This is a genomic window from Prauserella muralis, from assembly GCF_003202285.1.
GTDB lineage: Bacteria > Actinomycetota > Actinomycetes > Mycobacteriales > Pseudonocardiaceae > Prauserella_B > Prauserella_B muralis.
In genome coordinates this window covers 1127922-1145237 of sequence record NZ_MASW01000001.1, presented here as the reverse complement: position 1 = coordinate 1145237, position 17316 = coordinate 1127922, and the positions used below count along the sequence as shown (strand labels likewise).

13 protein-coding genes are annotated in these 17316 nt (G+C 73.8%); 6 read left to right on the top strand and 7 right to left on the bottom strand.

Features of this window, described 5'->3' with window-relative positions; all coding sequences use genetic code 11:
• Positions 1-67 precede the first annotated feature (67 nt).
• The 3 genes from BAY60_RS06405 (at position 68) to BAY60_RS37000 (ending at position 3761) form a co-directional block, all read left to right on the top strand.
• Complete coding sequence (locus BAY60_RS06405; protein WP_170160313.1) at positions 68-2647, top strand: AfsR/SARP family transcriptional regulator; 2580 nt, start codon at positions 68-70, stop codon at positions 2645-2647.
• A 4-nt stretch (positions 2648-2651) separates the two neighbouring features.
• Positions 2652-3458 (top strand): alpha/beta hydrolase, encoded by an 807-nt coding sequence (locus BAY60_RS06400; protein ID WP_211330189.1) that lies wholly within the window; start codon positions 2652-2654, stop codon positions 3456-3458.
• A 135-nt stretch (positions 3459-3593) separates the two neighbouring features.
• Positions 3594-3761 (top strand): hypothetical protein, encoded by a 168-nt coding sequence (locus tag BAY60_RS37000; RefSeq protein WP_170160312.1) that lies wholly within the window; start codon positions 3594-3596, stop codon positions 3759-3761.
• Positions 3762-3779: 18 nt separating this feature from the next.
• On the opposite strand, the gene BAY60_RS06395 is transcribed toward BAY60_RS37000, so the two are convergent.
• Together BAY60_RS06395 and BAY60_RS06390 are read right to left on the bottom strand one after the other, a co-directional pair.
• On the bottom strand, positions 3780-5045 hold the full coding sequence (locus BAY60_RS06395) for a hypothetical protein (RefSeq protein ID WP_112279846.1): 1266 nt from the start codon (positions 5043-5045) through the stop codon (positions 3780-3782).
• Positions 5046-5060: 15 nt separating this feature from the next.
• Positions 5061-7307, bottom strand: a complete 2247-nt coding sequence (locus tag BAY60_RS06390) for a hypothetical protein (protein WP_245992348.1) — start codon at positions 7305-7307, stop codon at positions 5061-5063.
• A 98-nt stretch (positions 7308-7405) separates the two neighbouring features.
• On the opposite strand from BAY60_RS06390, the gene BAY60_RS06385 reads away from it, so the two are divergent.
• Positions 7406-7726: a nucleotide pyrophosphohydrolase gene (locus BAY60_RS06385; protein ID WP_112279845.1), complete on the top strand. Its 321-nt coding sequence runs from the start codon at positions 7406-7408 to the stop codon at positions 7724-7726.
• Between the two features lie 4 nt (positions 7727-7730).
• Here BAY60_RS06385 and BAY60_RS06380 read toward each other — a convergent pair whose 3' ends face one another.
• The gene (locus BAY60_RS06380) at positions 7731-8486 is read right to left on the bottom strand and encodes a DUF427 domain-containing protein (RefSeq protein WP_112279844.1); all 756 of its coding nucleotides are present in this window, start codon (positions 8484-8486) and stop codon (positions 7731-7733) included.
• Between the two features lie 58 nt (positions 8487-8544).
• Here BAY60_RS06380 and BAY60_RS06375 point away from each other — a divergent pair, with 58 nt between their 5' ends.
• On the top strand, positions 8545-9189 hold the full coding sequence (locus BAY60_RS06375) for a response regulator (RefSeq protein WP_112279843.1): 645 nt from the start codon (positions 8545-8547) through the stop codon (positions 9187-9189).
• A gap of 88 nt (positions 9190-9277) precedes the next feature.
• Here BAY60_RS06375 and BAY60_RS06370 read toward each other — a convergent pair whose 3' ends face one another.
• The 4 genes from BAY60_RS06370 to BAY60_RS06355 form a co-directional block, all read right to left on the bottom strand.
• A complete protein-coding gene (locus tag BAY60_RS06370; RefSeq protein ID WP_112280758.1) occupies positions 9278-10423 on the bottom strand; it encodes a GAF domain-containing sensor histidine kinase in 1146 nt (381 codons plus the stop codon).
• 14 nt (positions 10424-10437) lie between these two features.
• On the bottom strand, positions 10438-13755 hold the full coding sequence (gene cydD, locus BAY60_RS06365; protein WP_112279842.1) for a thiol reductant ABC exporter subunit CydD: 3318 nt from the start codon (positions 13753-13755) through the stop codon (positions 10438-10440).
• Complete coding sequence (cydB, locus tag BAY60_RS06360) at positions 13752-14762, bottom strand: cytochrome d ubiquinol oxidase subunit II (RefSeq protein WP_112280757.1); 1011 nt, start codon at positions 14760-14762, stop codon at positions 13752-13754. The genes cydD and cydB overlap by 4 nt, the downstream gene beginning before the upstream one ends.
• A 188-nt stretch (positions 14763-14950) precedes the next feature.
• On the bottom strand, positions 14951-16468 hold the full coding sequence (locus BAY60_RS06355; RefSeq protein WP_112279841.1) for a cytochrome ubiquinol oxidase subunit I: 1518 nt from the start codon (positions 16466-16468) through the stop codon (positions 14951-14953).
• A 245-nt stretch (positions 16469-16713) separates the two neighbouring features.
• Between BAY60_RS06355 and BAY60_RS06350 the strand changes: the two genes are divergently transcribed.
• The gene (locus BAY60_RS06350; protein WP_112279840.1) at positions 16714-17316 is read left to right on the top strand and encodes a TMEM165/GDT1 family protein; all 603 of its coding nucleotides are present in this window, start codon (positions 16714-16716) and stop codon (positions 17314-17316) included.

Genomic DNA, 17316 nt, shown 5'->3' with positions numbered 1-17316 from the left:
CCGACCGTGGCGGAACCGACCCCGGCGGGGGGTGGATATCCAGCCGTTTCGGGCGATGATGTCCCACGTGAGTCACCGGCTGAGCGGCTTCGTCGTGCGCGTGCTCGGCCCGGCGGGTGTCCACCGGCGCGGCGCCGGGGACCTCGTGCGGGACGGGCACCTGCGCACGCTGCTCGCCGCGCTGGCGGCGCACGCCAACGAGCCGGTCGGTGAGGCGGAGCTCGTGGCCGCGGTCTGGGGTGACACGCCGCCGGCGAACCCGAGGGACTCGCTGGAGACCCGCCTGTCGCGGCTGCGCAGCGTGCTCGCCCCGGAGGCCGAGGTCGGCTGGACCGAACACGGCTACGTGCTGCGGGTGGATCCCGGTCGCGTGGACGCCACCCGCTTCGAACGGCTGGTCGGGCAGGCGCGCGCCGCGAGCCCGCAGCGGGCGGTCCGGCTGCTCGTGCGCGCGCTGGCGCTGTGGCGGGGCCCCGCCCTGCCGGAGCTGCGCCGCGCCGGGCTGGACCATCCGCGGGCGCGCAGGCTCACCGAGCTGGGCACGCGGGCGGTCGAGGACCTCGCCGAGCACGAGCTGCGGCTGGGCCGCCACGAGGCCGCCGCCACGCGACTGCTGGAGGCGTTCGCGGCCAACCCCCTGCGCGAGCGCATGTGCGCACTGACCATGTGGGCGCTGCACTCCTGCGGCCGGACGGCCGAGGCGCTGGCGCAGTACGAGCTGCTGCGCACGCGGCTCGCCACGGCGCTCGGAGTGCCGCCGTCGCTCGAGTGCGGCGCCGTGTACCGGCGGATCGCGGGGCAGGCACCCGAGCCCGCCCGGCCACGGCCCCGCCCGTCCGGCACGACGTTCGTCGGCAGGGACGACGAACTGCGGCGCCTGGCGACGCTGGTCGAACGCGACCGCCTGATCAGCCTCATCGGGCCGGGCGGGTCGGGCAAGACCCGGCTGGCCAGGGAGCTGCTGCCCACGGTGGACCTCCCTGCGGGCATCGCGGAGCTGGCCACGGCGGAGCCCGGCGAGGTGGCGACGCGGGCCGCCGCCGCGCTCGGCGTGCACGCCTACGGCACCGGCGACGACGTGACCGCCGCCCTCGCCGAGGCGCTCGCCGCCGAGCGGGCGCTGCTGGTGCTCGACGGCTGCGAGCACGTGCTGACGGCCGTGCGGGCCCTCGCCAAGCGGTTGACGGCGGCCTGCCCCGGACTCACCGTGCTCGCCACCAGCAGGGTGCGTCTCGGGCTCGGCGCCGAGCGGGCGTTTCCCGTGGTACCGCTCGACGCCGCCGGAGCGGAGGAGCTGTTCCTGGACCGGGTCCGCGCCCGCACGCCCGAGCTGACCCTGGGCCCGAGGGACGCCGCGGCGGTGCGCTACGTGCTCAACGCCGCCGAACGCCTGCCGCTCACGGTGGAGGTGGCCGCCGCACACGCCGCGGCAGGCGGCCTCGGCGCGATCGCGCACCTGCCGAAGGACGTCGTCGGCTGGGCGTTCGAGTCGCTGCCCCCGCCGGGGCGGGACCTTGTCGCCGCGCTCGCGGTGTTTCCCGGCTGGTTCGATGCCTCCGCCGCCGGTGCGGTGACCGGGTCACCGGACGGCACCGCCCAGCTCGCCACCGCCGGACTGCTCACTGTGGACGAATCCGGCTACCGGATGCCCGAGTTCGTCCACCAGTTCGCGGAACGCGTGCTCTCGCATTCGGCGTCGGAGCAGAAGCTGCGCGAGCAGCACGCGCGCTGGGTGCTCGACACGATCATGGCCGAGCCCGGGCGGGCAGGGCAGCTCCGCCGGGACGTCGCCGCCGCGCTGCGCTGGTCCTGTGCCGAGGATCCCGCGCTGGCCGCGGAGCTTTCCGGCAGGCTCGGCCTGCTGCCCCACTACGCGTCCGATGTGGACGTGCTGACGTGGCGGCTGCGACTGGGGCTTTCCGGCGCAGCCGACGTGGCCGAGCATTCCCTGGCACTGGGCTCCGCCGCCAGGGCAGCGTTCCACTTCGGACGCATCATCGACGCCCTCGCGCTGGCCGAGCGGGCACGTGCCCGCGCCACGACGGCCGCGGAGCACTACCTCGCACTGCACACGCAGGCCGTCGTGCACGCCGAGGCAGGCGAGCAGGCACGCGCGCTGGCCACCTGCCGGAAGATGCTGGCCCTGGACGGAATCTCCCCCGCGTGGCAGGCCGAGGCACACGCCGAGCTGGCATTGCTGTCCATCACCGGTGGCGACCTGGACGGCGCGCTGGGTGCGGCGGCGACGGCCCGCCTGCTCGCCGAGCAGGCGCGGGCACCGCAGCACGCGGCGTTCGCCCGCTACGCGGAGGCCGAGGCGCTGGCGGTGCGTGACGTCGTCGCGGGCGCCGACGCGCTGCACGAGGCCCGGACGCGCGCCCGGTCGGCGGGTGCCACGCTGGTGGCCCTGCGGGCTGGCGCCGGCCTCGCGACCGTGCTGGTGCGACTGGGCCGCCTGCCGGAGGCGGCGAAGCTTGTGGTGGAGGCCGCCGCGCAGGCGAGGAGAACACGCTCTCCCGCACTGCTGCACCGGGTCACCTCGGCCGCGTCCGCGGTGCTCTCGGTCGCCGGCGAGGGCGGGGCGGTGCCGGCTCCGGTGGAGGAGGTCGCGCGCGCCTACGGCATCCGCCCGCTGCGCCGGGAGTGACGGCGTGCGGCGCAGGGTGTTGCTGTGGCTCGCGGTGGTGGTCACCATCGTTGCCGTGGTGTTCGGCGGCCTGTTCGCGTTCCAGCGCAAGCTCATCTACCTGCCGGAGGGCGGCCCGCTCCCGCCCGCCGCCGACGCCCTGCCCGGCGGACGGGACGTCACGCTGCACACGTCCGACGGGCTGCGGCTCGGCGCGTGGTACTTCCCCGTGGACGACGCCAGGGCGACCGTGCTCGTCGCGCCCGGCAACGCCGGTAACCGGGCGTTGCGGGCGCCGCTGGCGCGAGCGCTCACCGCACGCGGTCTTTCCGTGCTGCTGCTCGACTATCGCGGCTACGGCGGCAATCCCGGCTCGCCCACCGAGGAGGGGCTGCTGCGCGACGTCCGCGCGGCCAGGGAGTTCCTGGTGCACAGGGCCGGCGTGCCACAGCGGAACCTGCTCTACGCGGGCGAGAGCCTCGGCTGCGCCGTGGTGGCCGAGCTGGCCACGCACCATCCGCCCGCTGGTCTGGTCCTGCGCTCCCCGTTCACCGAGCTCGCCGCCGTCGCGCAGCGGCACTACCCGTTCCTGCCCGCGCGCCTGCTGTTGTGGGACCGGTTTCCCGTGGTGAACCATGTCTCCGGCACGAACACACCCACGACGGTCGTCTACGGCACCGAGGACGGGATCGTCCCGCCGGAGCAGAGCCTCGCCGTCGCACGCGCCGGGAACGCGCGGACGGTCGCCGTGGAGGGTGCCGGCCACAACGATGCCGTGCTGCTGGACGGCACGGCCTTCGTCGACGCCATCGTGGACCGTGCCCCTCGGTGACGAATGCGGGCCGCGTCTCGTCCGATCGGCCGATCCGCGACGCCGAGCAGTAACCGGTTGGCCGATAGCAGAACGCCGCGTGCGCGGTGACCCTTGTTGAAGGAACCAGAACCCTGGACAGGGGGGAGGCACACGATGCTATCGATCATCCTGACCTGGGTCGGCGCGATACTCGGTATCGCCGTGCTGTTCGCGATGGCCTGCGGTGCCTTCGTCCTCGACTTCGACGACGCGCGCAACAGCGGACGCAAGCGGAAGCCGGATGTTCCGGAGACACCGCCACTGCGTACCGACACGGTATGACCGGCACCGATCCGGCCGCTACCGCCGGACGGCCTTCGGCACGGCGATACGTGCCTTGCGGATCTCCTCGACGAGCCTCGTCTTCCGCCGGTGGGTCTCGACCAGTTCGCCCAGGTACGCGGTGAACTCGTCGGGGCTGCCCGCCCGCCGGTGCAGGATGCGCAACCTGCGCAGCGCGGCTGCCGCCTTCACATAGGACTGCGCCTCCCGCTGGGCGACGAGGGCTTCGATGTGGTCGCGGTACACGGGCACCACGTCGGCGGGCGGCACGTCGGCGGCGGCCTTCCAGGCTTCGTCGGCCCGGTCCTCGGCCAGCAGTGCGCGCACGGTCCCGGCCTGTTCGGCGGGTTCGCCGACGGGCTCCGGTTCTGGCTGCCCCGGTTCTGGCTGCTTCGGAACCGCTGCCCCGGACACCGTCTCGGCGGGCTCGGGGGCACGGGGCTCGGGGGCGGGCTCCTCCACCGCGGCGGCAGCGGCGGCGTGCTCGGCCTCCAGCGTGGCCACGACCTGGCCGCGCGTCGCGCCGTTGCCGGTGCCGAGCGCCTTGGCGGCGTAGGCGATCGCCTCGGCGTGCCTGCCCGCCGCACGCAGCACCCGCACGATCTTGAGGCTGACGTCGCGCCGGGGCAGCTGCTCCGACAGCATGCGCACCACCGTGTCGACGTCGCCGGTGACCTCGGCGTGCTCCTGGTTCAACCGTTGGGCGGTGCGCCTGCGCACCGGGTCCTGCCCGGAGTCCGGCTCCGCCAGCACATCGTCCACAACGGACTTCACTCTCGCGAGTCCCTTGTCTCCCAGTGGCTGCGCGAACTCGACGAGCGAGATGCCGGGCCATCCCGGACGGTCGAACGCGACGCGCAGGATCCAGTCGGCGAGTTCGCGTGGCTTCGGCGGGTGGGCGGCGCAGGCGCGGGCGTAGAGCGACACGGCGCGGTCGAGCTGGTCGCCGACCACCCCGGCCTGCTCGTCGCTGCCCGCGAACGCCGAGGTGATCTTGTCGACGGTTCGGCGGGCCAGCGGGGCGACGTCGGCCTGGGTGCCTGCGTCGAGCAGCCGTTGCAGGGTGTCGAGCACGGAGGTGACCTGCACGGATTCGCTCGCGCGGACCGCGTCCTCGAGGAGGTTGCTCACCGCGGCGAGCTCCCCGTGGCGCGCGCCGTCGGCGCGTGCCTGCAGCCGCCTCCGTAGCTCGGGGTCGCGCTCGGCCTGTTCGCAGAGCAGATCGGCCAGCGTCTCCGTGTCGAGCGAACGGAGGAACGCACGCAGGTCCGATTGGCGGGTCACCCGCCTATCGTGCCACTAGAAGCTCGCCGGTTGGTCACCGTAATGTGCCGATCGGTCGCCGGCCGTGGTCATCGCGGTGCCCCGCTGCCGGGGAATGAGCACCTCCGCGAGGTCACGCACCGTGAGGATCCCTTGCAGCCGCAGCGCGTTGACGGTGCCGAGGGGACTGCCGATGGGCGCGGTCTTGACCGTCCGGACGTCGGCGAGCACGTACAGCGTGCGGCGGGCGCGCGTGACGGCCGAGCCGAACGAGCGCACCCGCGCGCTCCAGTCGTCCTCGGTCGCGTCGAGCAGCACGGTGTCGAACTCGTGCCCCGGCAGCGTGCGGGCGGTGCCGACGGCGATGCCCAGGTGGTCGCGCAGCACGCCCAGCCACGCGTCGGCCTGCGCGCGGTTGGGCGCGAGCACGGCGGCCTTCCTGCCCGCGAGCGCATGGGCCACCGCGGCCCGCTCCACCGGCTCGCCGCCGGTGTCGAGCAGCACCACGCCGGTGCCGGGCGCCGCGGTCTCGTCCGGTGCCTCGTATCCGGCCACGGCGGCCAGAGCCCCGACGGCGGGGCCGAACCGGAACTGCCGGGTGAGGACCGCGCAGCCAGGGTGGTCCCGCGCGTCGGCGGCGGTGCGGATACCGCAGTGGCTGAACGCGGTGGCCAGGCTCCAGCGGCGGATCTCGGGCAGTGTGCGCAGCTCTGCGGGCCGCACCCGCGGCCCCGGCTGCCGGAAGTCGCCGAACACCACGGCCGTCTCCCTGGCCTGGGCGACGGCGAGGAGCACGTCGGCAAGGCGGGCCGACCCCGCGTCGTCGACGAGCACGACGTCGAAAGGGCGGGAGCCGGTGGCGCGCCGGGCGAACGTGGTGGTGACGATGCGCGCCGACTCCCACGAGGCGGCCTCGGCGTCGAGGCGGGCGCGGTGGGCTCGCTCGCCGAGCCACCACAGGCGCTCCTCGAGCCTGCCGCGGCGGGCCGAGCGGTGCTCGCTCTCCCGCAGCAGCTTCTCCCGCTGGGCGTGCAGGGCGGGCAGTCCTCGCTGCACGCACTCGTCGTGGAACCGCCGGTCCTGTGCGGTGGCGAGTCCGGTGGAGCGCAGCTGGGCGATCTTGCCGCGCAGGCGTTCGAGCCGGGCGTGCGCGTCCGACTCGGTGGCTGCCGCGGCGTCGAGATACTCGTGCGCGGCGGCCAGTTCGGCCTCCAGTTCCGCGATGCGCTCGTCGGTGAGTGGTCGCGCGTCCTCGCGCAGGCGGGCGATGGTCACCTCGACGCGAGTCTTCTCCTGCTCGGCGGAGCGCAACGCCCTGCGGTCCGCGCGGCGGCCGCGGGAGAGCGGTCCCCCGGCGGCGAGCCTGGCGGTCAGCTCGGCGATCCGGGCGTCGAGTGTGGTGAGCCGGCCGTCCAGCGCGCGGGCCTCGGCGAGCCGGCCGCGTTCACCGGCCACCGCGTCCCAGGCCTCCCGGGCGGCACGCAGGCCAGCCTGCGCCGTGGCGAGCGAGGACGCGGCCTCCTCGTGGCGTCTTCGCACCGCGGCGAACTCGGACTCCAGGCCCGCCGACCGCTCGCCGTTGGCGATGCGGCGGCCCGCGGCGAGAAACGCGGCGTGGTCGTAGCCGGTGAGGGCCCGGTCGAGGCGGGCGATGTCGGTGTCGGCGCCGGACAGGGCGACGAGGTCCTCCTGGATGGCGAGGCGCTCCGGGTCGGTGCCGCAGCCGGGAGTCGGCTCGTCGGCGGAGACGACCAGCACGCGCTTGCCCGCGTCGGCGAGCTCGGCGGCCACCTCGGCGATCATCCGCGACTTTCCGGTGCCGGGCGGCCCCCACACCAGGCGCAGGCCGGGAGCGAAGCAGGCGGCACGGGGGTCGTCGGCGGGGTCGAGGTCGGCGGCGGCGAGCCGATCGGCCAGCGGCGTCTCGGCTGGTTCGCGCAGGGCGCGCAGGAGCCGTTCGAGCCCGTCCCGCGGGCCCACCTGCCGGGCCCACAGGCGGTCGCAGCCGGGTGGCAGCGGGCCGGGGTCGCGCAGCCGCAGCACACCGCAGGAGAGTTCGGCGTCCACCGGTACCGCCGGGCCGCTGCGCGGGCCGTCCTCACCGGCGACGCGCAGGTCGTCGATCGGGTCGATCCGCCGGTCCCGCAGGTCAACGGTGTACTCCCCGCCGGCTCCGTTCCCCCCTTTCCGGAGCCGTCCCAGCATGGTCCATTCGCCGGTCCGCCGCGCGTGTGCGAGCTCCGCTTCGACAGCGCGGACGGCGTCCTGCCGCCACTCGGCCATACCACCCCTTTCGATCCAGAACGAGTAAACCAAGCGTGGCCGTGCCGGTACAGAAAGTAAGCCAGGAGTGTTAACGCGGGGCGTGATAGGCAGGGCCGGTGACTCTCGACGCGCTGATCCAGCGGCTCCGCGACTTCGCCGACGCTCGCGACTGGAACCCGGACCACACACCGAAGAACCTCGTGATGGCGCTGGCGGGCGAGACGGGCGAACTGACCGCGCTGTTCCAGTGGCTCACGCCCGACCAGTCGCGGCAGGCGATGGGCGATCCGCACCTGCGCGAGCGGGTGCTGGACGAGATCGCCGACGTGCTGCTCTACCTGACGCGCCTCGCCGACGTGCTGGGCGTGGACCTGCTCGCGGCGGCCAACGCGAAGATCGACCGCAACGAGCTGCGCTTTCCCGCGCGGCAGGCGTGAGCCGTCAGGCGAACTTCGTCTTCGGCCGCTCCTGCAGCTCGCCGTCCACGTAGACGTCGACGAGCTCGTCGGTGAAGCACACCAGGCCCGCGATGCGCTCGCTCTCCGGCAGCGGCATGCGGTACGACCACGCCAGGTCGGGCACCAGCTCGTCACCGGCGCGGACCGACCAGTACTCGGCCTGCCCCTTGTACGGGCAGTGGGTCACCTTGTCGCTGGGCTCCAGCAACTCGAGGCGCACGTCGGTCTTGGGCAGGTAGTACCGGGTGGGCAGGCCGGTCTCGAACAGCAGGCGGGGGCTGTGCGACTCGGCGACGGTGACGCCGTTGACCTCGATGCGCACGTGCCGGGAGCTGGGCAGGATGTCGACGCGCGTGTGCGGGTCGCGGGGGTGCGTGTAGACCTCCTCGTCCTCCTCGAACCAGGCGTCCATCGCGTCCCAGTCGAGCCGGACGGCCTCGCGCAGCTCCTCCAGCGGCGAGTCCGGGTACTCGGTGACCGCGTCCACCGCCTCGCGGTCGCCGACGCGCAGGCTGGACAGCAGGCCGTCGCCGCGGCTCGGCGAGTGCCGCGTCCGGCCGGTCGGCACGATCAGCTCGGTGTCCACGTCGGCGCGCGGGATGTAGTACATCGGGTAGTACGGCACTTCCCACACCAGCAGCGGCCGCGTCGTGTCGGCGACCACCTTTCCCGGGAAGACGGCCCGCACCCGCTTCGCACCTCGCTCCACCCGGACCCGGCCACGGCTGCGCTCGTCCATGACTGGGCCAACACCGGCACGGTGGGGGTTATTTCGCGATCGGCCGTAGTCTCGAGGTATGGCCATCGAGGTGTTGCTCGTCGACGATCACGAGGTGGTGCGCCGGGGGCTGCGGGATCTGCTCACCGACGAGCCGGACATCACCGTGGTTGCCGAGGCGAGCAGCGCGGACGAGGCGCTGGCGGTCGCCCTGCACGTGGAGCCCGACGTCGCGGTGGTGGACGTGCGGCTCGGCGAGGACGAGGCCGACGGCGTGCAGCTGTGCCGGGAGCTGCGGTCGCGGCCGAACCCGCCGCAATGCCTGGTGCTCACCGCGTTCGACGACGAGGAGGCGATGGTCGGCGCGATCATGGCGGGCGCGTCCGGGTACCTGCTCAAGCAGGTGCGGGGGCAGGACGTGGTGAACGCGGTGCGGGAGGTGGCGGCGGGGCGCTCGCTGCTGGATCCGGTGACGACGGCGCGGCTGCTGGAGAAGATGCGCCACCCCGCCGAGCCGGACCGGCTGGCGGAGCTGACCGAGCGCGAGCGCGGCGTGCTGGACCTGATCGGGCAGGGCCTTTCGAACCGGGAGATCGCCGAACGGCTGTTCCTGGCGGAGAAGACGGTGAAGAACCACGTGACGTCGCTGCTGGCGAAGCTCGGCATGCAACGCAGAACGCAGGCGGCGGCGTGGGTCGCGCGCCACGGCGGCGCCAGCAGCTGACGAGCCCAAGGGCCCCTTGGGCACACACCAGACACCCAAGGTCACCTTCGGCTCGGTGCCGGCACACGGCATTGGTCCGTTGTGGACGTCAGGCGAGTGGCAGGTCGAAGGCCACGAGCGTGCCCATGCTCGGCGAGGAGTTGACGGTGAAGGTTCCGCCCGCGCCCTTGGCTCGCTCGGACAGGTGCCGCAGGCCGCGCTTGGCGACGTCCTGCGGTACGCCACAGCCGTTGTCGCGCACCCGCAGCCGCACGCCGTGCGCGTCGCGCTGCAGCGTCACCCTTGTCTCGCTCGCCCCCGAGTGCCGGACCACATTGGACAGCGCCTCCCGCAGGGCGGCGCGCACGTGGTCGGCGCGTTCGGCGGGGATGTCGGCGAGTTCCCCGGACAGCTCCAGGGTGGGCGGGTAGCCGAGCAGTTCGCCCGCGATCCGCACCTCCGCCCTGGCGGACTCGGCCAGGTCCGTGGCTTCCTGCCGCGGTTCGTGCGGCTCCGGGTCGGGTGAGCGCAGCGCGCGCACCGTGCCCCGGATCTCCTCGATCGTCTGGTCGAGCTGGTCGATCGCCTCGGCGAGCCGGGCGCCGTCGGCGCCCGCGAACCGCCTGCGCATCCGCCGCCGCACGCGGTCGAGCTGCATCCCCGCGGCGTAGAGGCGCTGCACGATGACGTCGTGCAGTTCGCGGGCGATCCGTTCCCGCTCCTGGTACAGGGTGACGCGGTGGCGCGCGTTGGCGCCCTCGGCGAGGGCGAGCACCACCCCGGCCTGCCCGGCGAACGCGGTGAGCACCTCGACGGTGCTGGTGGAGAACGGGGCTCGGTCCCGCGCGCGATACACCGTGAGGACACCGAGCAGCCTGCCCCCGGCGCCGAACGGAGCTGCCGCGAACGGACCGTAGGAACGCAGCTCGGGGGGAACGAAGCGGGACGTGCGCGGATCGTTGGTGACGTCGTCGGTGACAACCGGCTCGCCGCCCGCGGCCACCTGGCCCGCGGCGGACTCGGCGGGCAGCACGAGGCCGAGCAGACCGCTCGGTTCGGTGACCCCGTGCGCGGCTTCCACGGTGACCGTGCCGTCGTCGGTGCGCACCATGACGAGCCCGAGGTCGGCGTCGGCGAGTTCGGCGGCGCGGCGCACGACGGAGCCGAGCACGGCGCCCGGGTCGTCGCCCGACAGGGCCGTCGTGGTGATCTCGGTGGCCGCGGACAGCGCGCGGGCGGCAAGGGTCGGTTCCATCAGCAACATCAAGGTTATGCGCCACCGCCCGGCATGGCCGCTCGCTGCGCTGTGACGTGCGTGCCGATTCCCCCGCCGGCCACGTGCAGCACCAGGTCGGCGGCCTCGGCGGCCTCCTCGGGCCGGTGGGTGACGTGGACGACGGTGTGCCCGGCGAGCCGGTCGCGCAGGGTGGCGAGCACCCGCCGCGCGGTGGCCTCGTCGAGATGTGCGGTGGGCTCGTCGAGCAGCACGGCGTCCGCCCCCGGCGCGGCGAGCAGCGCACGTGCGAGCGCCACGCGCTGCGCCTGCCCACCGGACAGGCCCGCGCCCGCGCTGCCGAGCCTGGTGGCCGGGTCGAGCCCGGGCAGCCCCGCGGCGTGCAGCGCGTCGCGCACCTGCTCGTCGGTGGCGAGGGGATCGGCGAGCCGGACGTTCTCCGCGACCGTGGTGGCGACCAGGTACGGCTCCTGCGGCGCCCAGGCGACGCGGGCGGGCAGCGTCGCCTGCCCGCGCTCGGGCTCCAGCAGGCCCAGCAGCGCGGCGACAAAGGTGGACTTGCCTGCCCCGGAGGCGCCGACGACGGCGACGTGGCTGCCTTCGGGGATGTCCACGTCGACGTCCCGGAGCACGGGCCGGTCCGCGTCCGGCCACCGCAGGTCCACGCCACGCATGGCGATGCGCGCGCCGTCGGAGCGGACCTTGCGGGATGGCGCGGCCGGCCGTTGGTCCCACTCGGCGAGGCGCAGGCGTGCCTGGCGGAGGGTGTCCCAGTGCTGCGCGGCGGGCGGCAGCAGGGCGAGCACCTCGGCGAGTGCGAGCGGCACGAGCGCCAGCACCGGCACGAGCACCGGGTCGAGTGCACCGTCGGCGACGGCGCGGGCGGCGAGCGCGGTGCTGCCCACGGCGGCGAGACCCGCGGCGAGCACGACGACCGCGTCGGCGGCGCCGGAGCCGAGCGCCTGCCTGCGGGCGGCGGCCCCGAGCCGGGTGTCCGCGGTGGCGAGTTCGCGCCTGCGCAGGCCGTCGGCGCCGAACGCGATGAGCTCCGCCGCGGCGTCGAACAGGCCCAGCACCCGGGCGGCCACGTCGCGACGGCCCGCGGTGAGCGCCGATGTCGCCCGCCGCTCCACCGCGAGCGCGAGCGCGGGCGCGGCGAGCGCCGCGGTGAGCATGGCTCCGGCCAGCAGCAGCCCGGCCTGCGGCAGCACCACCGCCTGCACAGCGCAGGCCCCGGCGAGGACGGCCGCGGCGATCAGCGGCGGCGTCACGACGCGGGGCAGCAGGTCGCGGACGGTGTCGACGTCGCCGACCAGCCGCCGCTGCGCCTCACCACGCCGCAGGTCGAGGGTACGAGCGGGCCCGAGACGCACCAGCGCTCGCCACAGCCGTTCGCGCAGCCGTCCCGCCGCGCGGAAGGCGGCGTCGTGCACGACGAGCCGTTCGGCGTAACGCAGCCCGGCGCGGGCGAGCCCGAAGGCCCGTACCCCGACGACGGCGACGGTGAGCGTGAGGATCGGCGGCTGCTGGGAGGCCTTCGCGATGAGCCAGCCGGACGTGGCGGTCAGCGCGACACCGGCGAGCAGGGCGGCGGCGCCGAGCAGCGTTCCGGCGGCGAACCGCCGGTCGAGAACCCGGCGCAGGGCAAGGGGTTCACCCGGGCGGCCGCACCCCGTGTCCTCCTGGCCGCCCGGGTGAACGTCGTGGGACGCCTCGTCGGCGTCGAGGGCGCCGCGCCGGTGGGCGGCGATGACGACGGCGGCTCCCGCTCGCTCGGCGTCGCGGACGGCGGCGAGCACGCGTTCGGTGTTCGCGGCGTCGAGGTGCGCGGTGGGCTCGTCGAGCAGCAGGAGCCAGGCCCCCGCGCGCAGCCGCAGCAAAGCCCTCGCGACGGCGACCCGCTGGCGCTGGCCCACGGAGAGCGCGGCCACGGGGCGGTGGAGCAGGCCGTCGAGCCCGAGTGTGGCGAGGACGTCGTGGTGACCGTCCGTGCCCTCCGTGCCGGGCGCGGCGAGGTCGAGTTCGTCGCGGACGGTGCCGCCGGAGAAGGCGGGTGTCTGCGGCACCCAGGCCACAGCCTGCCTCCATGTCGACATGTCGATGTGGTTGAGCGGGGTGCCGTCGACGGTGACGGTGCCGGACTCGGGCCGGGTGAAGCCGAGCAGCACCGAGAGCGTCGTGGTCTTGCCCGCACCGCTGGGCGAGCGCAGCCACACCGTCGAGCCGGGCCGCACCGTGAACGTCTCGCCGTCGGGTGCGTGGGTGCCGCGACGGCGGACGCGCAGGCCGTCGACGCGGACCTCGCCGCGCGGCGCGGGCACGCTGCCGCCGGTGGCAGGCAGCGGTTCGGCGAGCACGTCGCCGACGCGCCGCACGGCTTCCACGCCGTCCTCGCTGGCGTGGAAGGCAGCACCGACCGAACGCAACGGCTGGTAGCACTCGGGAGCGAGGATGAGCACGCCCAGCCCGACGGCCAGCGACAGGTCGCCGGACACGAGCCGCACGCCGATGACGACGGCGACGAGCGCGACCGACAGGGTCGCGGCGAGTTCCAGCACGAAGGCGGAGGAGAAGGCCACCCGCAGGGTGGACAGGGTGGCGCGGCGGTGCTGCTCGCTGACTCTGCGGACGGCCGCGGCCTGGGCGTCGGCGCGGCGGAAGGCGGCGAGCACCGGCAGCGCGCGGACGAGTTCGAGCAGGTGACCGGACATCCGGTGCAGAGTGCCGGTGGCCGCGGAGACGCGGTCGGCGGTGTAGCGGCCGACGAGGACCGCGAACAGGGGCAGCAGCGGGACGGTGAGCGCGATGATGAGCGCGGACGGCCAGTCGGCGAGCAGCACGGCAGCGCCGACGCCGGCGGGGACGACGGCGGCGGTGACGAGCGCGGGCAGGTACTCGGTGAAGTAGCCGTCGAGAGCGTCGAGCCCCCTGGTGGTGAGCGCGGTGAGCTGGGCGGGGCCGCGGGCGGCGATCCATTCGGGTCCGAGCCGCAGCGCGTGGTCGACGACCCGGGCCCGGAGTTCCTCCTTGGCGCCCGCGGCGGCGCGGGCGGTGACGACGCGGATGGCCCAGCTGACGAGTGCCCTGGCGAGCACGACGGCGGCCAGTGCGAGCAGCCGGGGTCCGTGGCCGCCGGTGTGCCCGGCGACGAGGTCGGCGAGCATGCCGGCCAGCAGGAACGCCTGCGCGACGAGCCCGGCCGCGTTGAGCGCGGCGAGTACGGCGGCGACGGCCAGCGCCCGGCGCGCCGCTGCCGAGAGGGCGGGCAGCGCGCCGAGCGGGCCTCGTCCCGTCCGCGGAGTGTCCGGTGTGGACACAGTGGCGGAAAGGGGTTCGCGGACGGGAGCGTTCATCGTGGTGCGTGCGCTTTCGGGATGTGCCGGGTGCTGATGCGCCTGCGGAACACCCAGTAGGTCCAGCCCTGGTAGACGAGCACGGCGGGCGCGCCGAACGCGGCGACCCAGGTGATGACCTGCAGCGTGTACGGGCTCGACGAGGCGCCCGCCACGGTGAGCGAGTCGGCCGTGTCCAGAGTGGACGGGAGTACGTCCGGGTAGAGGGCGCCGAACAGGGTGAGTGCGGCGGCGGCGATGACGGCACCGAGGGCCGCGAACGCCTGCCCTTCCCTGCCCTCGGCGAGGCGCCACCAGGCCACGGCGGCGGCCGCGGGCGCGGCCACGAGCGGCACGGCCGTCCACAGTGCTCCCTCGCGGGCCTGCACGAGCAGGGTCAGCCCGAGCAGCGGCACCAGCGCGGCGGGCAGCATGCGCAGGCCGAGCGCGCGGGCGCGGTGGCGAAGCTCGCCGTCGGTCTTGAGGGCGAGGAACACGGCGCCGTGCACCAGCGAGAAGCCGACGACGGCGAGCCCGCCGAGCAGGGTGTCCCAGCGCAGGGCGGAGAACGCGGAGCCGAGGCGGTCACCGTCGGCGTCCAGCGGGAGGCCCAGCACCGTGGTGGCGAGCACGAGGCCGACGCCGAACGGCGGGACCCAGGAGCCGATCATGATGACGCGGTCCCAGTTGCGCCGCCAGCGCGGGGAGTCGACCTTGCCGCGGTACTCGAAGGCGACGCCGCGGCCGATCAGCGCGAGCAGGACGGCGAGCAGCGGCAGGTAGACACCGGAGAACAGGCCCGCGTACCAGGCGGGGAACGCGGCGAACATGGCGCCGCCTGCGACGATGAGCCACACCTCGTTGCCGTCCCAGACCGGGCCGATGGTGTTGATCATGACGCGGCGTTCGGTGTCGTCGCGGCCGAGGACGGGCAGCAGCATGCCGACGCCGAAGTCGAAGCCTTCGAGGAACAGGTAACCGAGCCAGAAGGCGGCGATGATGCAGAACCAGAGGGTCGCGAGGTCCATCATCGGCACCTCTCGCGCGTGGTTTCAGGTGAAACCAGATTTCCCCAGGTTGTGCACAACCGGGCGAGTTGTCCACAACTTGCTGGTAAGAACTGGTGGCGGCCGCGGGCGCCGGTAGGCTGGCAGCGGGGTCGCCCCCCGGGAAGGGTGGGGGTTGGCCGGTAGGAGACTTGTCGCATCGTCGTTCCTCAGTAGGCGAAGGCCAGCACGTCGTCGCCGGAGTCGTCCGGGTCGCGGGAGTTCTCGGTGTCGTCGCCGTCCCCCGGCGGCGGCTTCGGGGGCATGACCGCGTCCACGCCACCCCGCACGTAGCGGACCAGCAGGAACACCTCCACCACGCCCAGCGCCGCGTACACCGCCGTCAGCGAGATCAGCGATGCCCACACCTCGCCTGCCGACACGGTGGACACCGCCTGCGCCGTGAACATCCACACCCCGTCCACACCGGTCGGGTTCGGCACCACGACGAACGGCTGGCGGCCCATCTCCGTGAAGATCCAGCCCGCGCTGTTCGCGACGAACGGCGTCGCGATGCTCGCCAGCGCCAGCCGGGGAAACCAGCGTGACTCAGGGATCCGGCCCTGTCGCGTCAGCCACAGCGCGAGCACGCCCGTCGCCGCGGACAGGGCGCCGAAGCCGATCATGATCCGGAAGCCCCAGTACGTCACCGGCAGGTTCGGCACGTAGTCGATGGGCTTGCCCGCGAGCTCGCCCAGCGCCGGGTCGTCCGGGTAGTGGCTGCCGTAGCGCTCCTGGTACTCGCCCACGAGATCCTCGATGCCCTTGACCTCGGTCTGGAAGTCGTTGTGCGCCAGAAAGGACAGCAACGCGGGCACGGTGAACGTCTTGACGTTCTCGCAGTCGGCGTTCCGCACGTCGCCGATCGCCAGGATCGAGAAGCTGGCGGGCTGCTCCGTGTGGCACAGCGCCTCCGCCGACGCCATCTTCATCGGCTGCTGCTCGAACATCAGCTTGCCCTGCATGTCCCCCGACACCACCAGCACCGCGAAGGCCGCCACCCCGGTGAAGGCCCCCAGCCGCAGTGACGACCGCCACACCGGACGGTCCCCGTCGCCGGAGTGCCGCCCGCGCCACAGCCGCCACGCCGCGATGCCCACCAGAAACGCCGCCGCCACGGCGAACGCACCCGCGATCGTGTGCGGGACCGCGGCCAGCGCCGTGTTGTTCGTCAGCACCGCCCAGATCGAGTTCATCGTCGGCCGCCCGTCGGTGAACTCCACGCCCACCGGGTGCTGCATCCACGAGTTCGCGGCCAGGATGAAGTACGCCGACGCCACCGTGGCCAGCGAAAACGCCCAGGCGCACGCCAGGTGCACCCGCTTGGGCAGCCGGTCCCAGCCGAAGATCCACAGGCCGAGGAACGTCGACTCGACGAAGAACGCCACCAGGCCCTCCATCGCCAGCGGCGCCCCGAACACGTCCCCCACGAAGCGCGAGTAGGCGCTCCACGTCATCCCGAACTGGAACTCCTGGACGATGCCCGTCACCACGCCCATGGCGAAGTTGACCAGCAGCAGCTTGCCCCAGAACTTCGTCATCCGCAGGTAGCGCTCGTTGCCCGTGCGCACCCACGCCGTCTGCATGCCCGCGACCAGCACCGAGAGCCCGATCGTGAGCGGCACCATCAGGAAGTGGTAGACGGTCGTGATGCCGAACTGCCAGCGCGCGAGTTCCAGGACTTCCACGTGATCGACTGTCCTCCGCGCCAGGGCCGGACGTCAGGTCCCGTGGTCCCGAAGTGCCCAGGACCTAGGTCCCGAAAACCCGCGGCGCACGCGCGGAAAAACAAGTTTCGACACGCCTGAAAACAATTTCCGGAATGACTCGACAGCATTGTCGAGACACCTCATCACGCGATTCGCAAATCCGATTCCCTGGCCATTCGCCAGGCACCCCTTTATCGTTGAAGAGGAAAGGGGTGCAGTTCTTTATGTCTACCGCGCTTTTGGCGTTTGTGGCGACGTTTGCGCTGGTCATGGCCGTCGAGCTGCCGGACAAGACGCTCGTCGCGACGCTGGTGCTCACCACGCGCTACCGCGCGCGGGCGGTGCTGACCGGCGTTACCGCGGCTTTCGCCGTGCAATCCGTGATCGCCGTCGCGTTCGGCAGCGTGCTGACCCTGCTCCCCGACCGGATCGTTTCGCTCGTCGTCGGCGTCATGTTCGGCGCCGGCGCATTCATGCTCCTGCGGGAGGGGTTCCGCGCAGGAGACGACGGCGCCCACGACGCGGTCAGGTCCGGCCCCGCACCCGTTGCCTTCGGCAGGGCCGCGCTGACGTCGTTCGCCGTGCTCTTCGCCGCCGAGTGGGGCGACGCGTCACAGCTGGCCACCGCGGGCCTCGTAGCCCGGTACGCACAGCCCGTCGCGGTCGGCCTCGGCGCGTTCCTCGGGCTCGTGTCGGTCGCCGCGCTCGCCGTGTTCCTCGGGCACAAGATCCGCGGCAGGCTGCGGCCCCGGCTCATCCAGCGCACCGCCGGATTCGTCTTCGCCTGCTTCTCCGCGTTCGCCCTCGGCAGCGCGCTGCTCGGCTGA